The following is a 6,713-nucleotide window of genomic DNA, read 5'->3' on the forward strand; positions in this document are numbered from 1 at the left end:
TGGAATGGCACGGGCAAGTACGTGGTGGGCGGCCGGGTGAACGACCCGCGCACCACCGGCACGGTGCCGCTGGTGACGACGGTGGGCGGCGGCAGCGTGCTGGTGCCGGGCCTGAAGCTCACCGGCAGCAACCATGTTCTGAACATCAACGACGCTATCTGGCGCCGCCGTTCCTGGCGGCAAATCATCCGCTGAGCGGTTCCGTCCGCCTCGCCGGGGTCCCCGGCGGGCGGGCTCTGTCTAGTGCGATCCAGTGCTCATTTCTATTGCGAAGCCACGCATTCCCGCCGAATCGGCCTCACCGCTCATCGGACGAATCCTGCCGCTTGTCGGATTCCGCTTGTGGGAATTCTCCCCTCCTAAGGAGAGTAGCCGCGCTTCCAGGGGAGAATCCGTCATGCATGCTGTGTCGCGTCAGCGCGGCGTTTCGCTGATCGAAGTGCTGATGGCCGTGCTGATCTTCAGCATTGGCCTGATCGGCCTGGCCGGCCTCATGGTCATGGCGACGCGTTCGAATCATTCGGCCTACCAGCGCACCCAGGTCACCTTCCTGGCCGGCACCATGGCCGACCGCATGGGCGCCAACCCGGTAGGCGTGTGGAGCGGTTTCTACAACTCCACCGGCTATCCGGTAGCCGCCAGCACGGCTTCGAACAACGACTGCAGCTCCGGCTGCACCCCGCAGGCGCTGGCCGCCGCGGACCAGCGCGCCTGGAGCCGCCAGCTCAGCACCTTCCTGCCGAACGTGAGCGCCGTGATCAGCTGCAACAACGGACCGGCGGGCTATACGCCGGCCGGCTGGACGATGGGCACGCCCGCCTCGGGCGCCACCGCCGCGGTGCCGGCCGATCCGGGCCAGGTGGGCATGCGTCCCCCCTATGGCGGCGTGTGCAACATGCGCATCGCCTGGGACGAGCAGCAGTCCGGCACCGGTCCGCAGCAGCAGACCGGTGTCGCCCAGCAGACCTTCTCGTGGACCTTCCAGCCGTGACCAACTCAGCGCATCCGACTGTTGCCGGCCGGGCCGCCCAGGCCGGCCTGACCCTGATCGAACTGATGGTGGCGATGGTGCTGGGCCTGGTCGTGGCCGGCGGCGTGGTTGCCATTTTCAATTCCACTTCCTCGAGCAACCGCGCGCAGACGCAGCTGGCGCGGTTGCAGGAGGAGGGCCGCTTCGCGGTGACCCGGCTCAAGCAGGACCTGGGCATGGCCAACGGCCAGTACTGCACCAATACCGGTGGCGTGGCCAAGCCGGCGGCGGCATCGCAGGTGTATCTGGATGGCCTGCGCTCGCCGATGGTGTATGCCAAGGGCCTGACCGCGGCGATCGGCGACGTGACCACCGCCTTCGGCGCCACCAGCGGCACCAATACCTATCCGGCGCAGCCGACCGCGCAGTATTCGATGCCGTCGTACCTGTTCATGCGCGGCTACGACTGCACCGCCACCGCCTGCAAGCCGATCGATCCGCACAGCTCCATCGCCAGCATTCCCGCCACCGGCAAGGCGGTGGGCAACCGCGTGATCGGTACCGACGTGATCACCGTGCGCTACGTCAACGCCGACCGCGGCTGGGCCATCGGCAGCGGCGGCACGTCGATCGCCACGGCCGCTTCCAGCGGTTCGGTGATCACCAGCATCACCCTGGCGCCCGCCACCTCGGCCGGCGAGCCGCCGGCCAGCGACTTCGCCAGCGGCGACATGGCCATGCTGGCCGACTGCTCCAATGCGCAGGTGTTCGCCGTGACCAAGAGCGGCAACACGCTGACCCCCGACAGCAGCAACAACTTCGGCTCGCCGGCTCCGCAGCAGCCGCTGTCGGCGCCGAAGCTGTTCGATTTCAACCGCGACTTCCAGACCGTCACCTACTACGTGAAGGTGGTGGACAACGGCAACGGCCAGACCACCGGCGCGCTGGTGCGCCGGGTCAACGGCGGCGCGTTCAAGTCCGACGGCACCACCGCCAATCCGGGCGGCAGCGAAGACGAGCTGGTGCGCGGCGTGGAGCGCATGGATTTCCGCTACGGCATCCAGGACGTCAACGGCAAGGTGCGCTATGTCACCGCCGACGTGGTGGACGCCGCCACCGGCATCAACTGCCCGCCGGGCGAAGTCAACAGCATCACCTCGGTCGGCTGCCTGTGGCGCGCGGTGTCCAGCGTGGAGATCAACCTGGTGATCGACGGCCAGATCCCGCTGTACACGCTGACCGCGAACGATCTGGCCTACACCTACGGCATCGACGGCAAGACCACGCCGGCCGCGCCCACGGCGCACGGCATCAAGCCGAGCGACCAGGGTTTCGTCAATCCGATGCTGCGGCGCGAATTCACCGCGGTGGTGGCGGTACGCAATTTCAATCCGTAAGGCGGGACGCCGCCGTGCGGTCACGAAGGGGAAATACATGATGTACGCACGCTCTTGTCCGCGGCAGCCGCGCGCGCAACGCCAGCGCGGCGTGGTGCTGATCGTGGCGCTGATCTTCCTGGTGCTGCTGACCATCCTGGCGCTGAGCGCGTCGGGCCGCTCGCTGCTGCAGGAGCGCATGGCCGGCGGCCTGCGCAACACCAGCCTGGCGGACATGGCCGCGGAAACCACGCTGCGCGGCGTGGAATGGAAGCTGTGGACCAGCACGACCAAGCTGACCAGCGCGCCGCTGCTGTGCGGTTCCGGCGTGCTGGCGGGCAACTGCTACCGCTACGACCCGAGCAACAGCGCGCTGTACGGCGCCGCCGGCATCGTCACCAAGTTCCGCAACGGCACGGGCTGGATCACCACCGGCACGGCGACCTACAAGGGCGCCGACAACGGCACGGATTTCACCGCGCTGTCCGGCAACCAGAAGACCGGCGCGCTGGCGAACAATCCGGTGTACCTGATCGAGGACATGGGCACCGAGCTGCCGCCGGGAGCCAGCGGCGGCCTGCACGAGTCCGGCGCCACCGGCAGCAACGGCACCGGCGCGGGCAGCACCAGCCGCCACGTCTACCGCATTACGGCGCGCGCCACCGGCGCGGACGCCAACACGGTGAGGGTGATGGAAAGCACCTTCGCCGCCAAGAGCAATTAAACGCGAACCACCGAGCACACGGGCTTTCGAGCCGGAGCCATCCAGCCATGCGTATTCGCCATTTCTTCTCGACACGCCGCGGCATCGCCGCGCTCGTGCTCGGCCTGACCCTGCTGGGCGGCCTGCCGGTACCGTTCGTGCCGACCGCCGACGCGCAGATCGCGCCGGTGCTGGCCAGCAGCATGCTGGCCACGTCCAGCACGGCCGCGCCCGCCGCGGTGGTGGAGCTGAGTCCCACGCCGCCGAACCTGACCCAGGGCGTGGCGCCGAATATCGCGGTGACCTTCGACGATTCGGGGTCGATGGCAAGCAATTACATGGGCGACAGCCGTCCGTTCGACAATGACACCTGGAGTGGTCCGTGGCGCTGCGCTGGCGTGATCGATCCGCGCATCACCAGTGCGACCAACATCCTGTCGCATGCGATGAACGGCGTTTACTACAACCCGAACGTGCTGTACCAGCCGCCGATCAAGGCGGACGGTACGTCGTTCCCCAATGCCGATGCGGGATTGACCCGCGTGGCGCTGGATGGCATTTCGGTGAACCGCCCACGCAACCAGGTCACCTTGGCGGGTACCGGCACCTACCGCAACAATCCCAACGGCACGACGGATCCGACCGGTGCCACCGACCTCACCGGCATCTGGGCGTCGATCAGCACCAAGACCGGATCGAGCTGTGCGGCGAATGCCGACCCGGGCTCGTGCGTCTGCGTCGACAAGAAAAGCAATGGCAGCTGCGGGACCACCAAGACCTCCTGGCAGTGGACCGTCACCACGCAAAACGCGGGCACCGACAACCGCTGGAAGTGCGGCTACGGTAATTCTCCGATGGACTACACCCAGAACGGTCCGGATGGCGTCGCCTATCCGAATGGTGGTCCTTATTACTATCGCTACAAGTCGTCCGCGCCCACCATCGCCGTCGATGTCTACGGCAATCCGACCAGCGCCGGCATCGGCAATCTTTACAACAGCGCTAACTGGGAAGCGGTGGCGGTGCGCAACCGCACCGTCACCATCGGCGGCGTCAGCGTCAACGAGTGGCAGAACTTCGCCAACTGGTACGCTTACTACCGTACGCGCAATCTGATGACGCGCACGGCACTTTCGCGTGTGTTCGGCAAGCTCGGTGCAGCCAATTCCACCGGCGGCTACGGCAGCACGTTCCGCGTGGCCTGGCAGAATCTCTACACCAGCGACACCTTCCAGCTGCAAGACAGCACCATCATCAGCAACCTGATGGATGCCAACTCGCCGGCCTGCGTTGCCTCCAGTGTCGATCCGAGCACCATCGGCCTGCAGACCGGAACGGTGAAGACACCGCCGAACTGCTATCGCTCTGCGTTCTTCAATTGGATCTTCGAAGTCACGGCAACCAATGCGACGCCGTTGCGTGCATCAACCATCCGCGCGGGCCAGTTCTTCCAGCGCGGCAGCAACAACACGGGAGCTTCGGGCGACCTGCACGATCCATATTGGGACCCACCGGCGAAATCCGGAGCGGACGGCTTGGAGCTGACCTGCCGCCAGAACTTCCACATGGTGGTGACGGACGGCTACTGGAACGAAAACGATCCGGGGTTGCCCACGCCTTTCACGGACAGCCAGACCTCGCAGACCTTGCCGGACGGCACGAGCTATTCCACCGCGTCCGCCCAGTCCCGCGTGTTCTGGGATGTGCAGGGCGACAAGTACACCTCGTCGCTGGCCAACATTGCCTTTAACTATTGGGCCACAAACCTGCGGCCGGATCTCTACGACCCGGCCAACGGCAAGCTGGTGCCGCCGTACATGCCGGACAAGACTACCGGCGTCACTGGTGGGACGGCCGCGCTGGAGCAGTATTTCAACCCGAAGAACGATCCCGCCAACTGGCCGCACCTGGTGCAGTACATGGTGACCCTGGGTATCGCGGGCGAATTGAATTTCTCCAACGATGCCGATTGCGTGGTGGCGACGGCGAACGACCTGTGCGCGCTGCGCAAAGGCTCGATCAATTCCACCGGCGCCACCGGCTGGACCGAGCCCGCCAACAACTCGCCGCCGGGCATCGACGATACCTGGCATGCGGCGATTAACAGCCGCGGCTCGTACTTCAGCGCCGGCAATCCGCAGAACCTGGTGGACCAGCTCAGCGCGATCCTTACCAATATCAGCGCGCGCACCATTCCGGCCAATACCGGTGCGGTGAACTCGGCGGTGCTGGTGCCCGGCGCGCTGGGCTTCAATACGGGCTACAGCTCGGCGGATTGGAGCGGAACGTTCCAGGCGGTGACGCTGAACACCAACGGCGCAACCTCGACGACGGTGTGGGATGCGGGTCAGACCCTTGCCGACACCAGCAAGACGGTGGTGGCCAACCGCAACATTCTGACCGCCAAGGAAGGCAGCGACGGCAGCTTCGCCGGTGGCGTGGCGTTCAAGACCTTCGCCAACCTGGACAGCGCCGGACAGACGCTGCTGTCGGGTTCGCCGGCCAGCATCGACGCCACGAACGACACCGGCCAGACGCGCCTGGACTACCTGCGCGGCGACCGCACCAAGGAAACCACCACCTTCCGTCCGCGCAACACCCTCAACCTGCTGGGCGCGATCATCGGCTCGCAGGCGGTGTACGTGAGCTATCCGTCCAGCGGCTACCGCAACAGCTGGCCGGCCGGTTCGCCGGAGCAGACGGCGGTGGCGGGCGATGCGGCGAACTGCGCGACGCAGACGCCGCTGACCTGCCACACCTACGAGGCGTTCGTGCAGAACAACCTCAGCCGCAAGCCGGTGGTGTACGTGGGCGCCAACGACGGCATGCTGCATGCGTTCGACGCCTCGATGACCACGGACGCCAGCGGCAACGTGGTCAAGACCGCCACGGCGGGCACGGAGGTGTTCGCCTACGTGCCGCGCGCGGTCTACCCGAACCTGGGCAACCTGACGGTGAAGGACGGTTTCAAGTTCATGCCGACCGCCGACGGTATTCCGGTGACGCGCGACGTGTACTTCGGCGCCGCCACCACCACGCCGGTGTCGACCTCGGCCGGCTGGCACACGCTGCTGGTGGGCGGGCTGCGCCTGGGCGGCCGCGGCGTGTATGCGCTGGACATCACCGACCCGACGGCGATGGCGGCGGGCAAGGTGCTGTGGGAATTCAACGCCGATGCACCGGCGCAGGCCGCGTGGAGCGACGGTTCGATCAGCAACCCGGGCGGCAACCCCGCCAACCTCGGCTATACCTACGGCCAGCCCAACATCGGCCGCCTCAACAATGGCAAGTGGGTGGTGCTGGTGCCGGGCGGTTATTTCCCGGATTGCACCAAGGCCCCGTTCACCGGCGCCAACTGCACCTCGCCGGCGGCGGCCTCCAACACCTACAGCTCGCTGTTCGTGCTGGATGCGCAGACCGGCAAGCTGATCCGCGAGCTGAAGACGCCGGATGCCAACAGCGGCGGCGCGGCCAGCCATGGCCTGTCCTCGCCGGTGCTGGGCGACTACAACGACGACCAGGTCGACGACGTGGCCTTTGCGGGCGACCTGGACGGCAACCTGTGGCGCTACGACCTGTCCTCGAGCGACCCCAACAGCTGGGCGGTGACCCTGGCGTTCAAGCCGGCCACGGCCGGTGCGCAGCCGATCACCAGCATGCCGCG

5 protein-coding genes are annotated in these 6,713 nt (G+C 66.7%); all 5 read left to right on the forward strand.

Annotated features, from left to right (window positions below; genetic code table 11):
* The coding region (locus tag FHW85_RS22065) for a hypothetical protein (protein WP_168649671.1) at positions 1-195 on the forward strand (195 nt) is incomplete at its 5' end.
* Between the two features lie 202 nt (positions 196-397).
* Positions 398-991, forward strand: a complete 594-nt coding sequence (gene pilV, locus FHW85_RS22070; protein ID WP_167258825.1) for a type IV pilus modification protein PilV — start codon at positions 398-400, stop codon at positions 989-991.
* Entirely contained in the window at positions 988-2,367 is a 1,380-nt protein-coding gene (locus tag FHW85_RS22075) for a PilW family protein (RefSeq protein WP_167258824.1), read from the forward strand. The genes pilV and FHW85_RS22075 overlap by 4 nt, the downstream gene beginning before the upstream one ends.
* A gap of 37 nt (positions 2,368-2,404) precedes the next feature.
* Positions 2,405-3,070: a PilX N-terminal domain-containing pilus assembly protein gene (locus tag FHW85_RS22080; RefSeq protein WP_167258822.1), complete on the forward strand. Its 666-nt coding sequence runs from the start codon at positions 2,405-2,407 to the stop codon at positions 3,068-3,070.
* Between the two features lie 47 nt (positions 3,071-3,117).
* The coding region (locus FHW85_RS22085) for a PilC/PilY family type IV pilus protein (RefSeq protein ID WP_168649672.1) at positions 3,118-6,713 on the forward strand (3,596 nt) is incomplete at its 3' end.

Origin of the sequence: Dyella sp. SG609 (genome assembly GCF_012275375.1) — a bacterium.
Lineage (GTDB): Bacteria > Pseudomonadota > Gammaproteobacteria > Xanthomonadales > Rhodanobacteraceae > Dyella_D > Dyella_D marensis.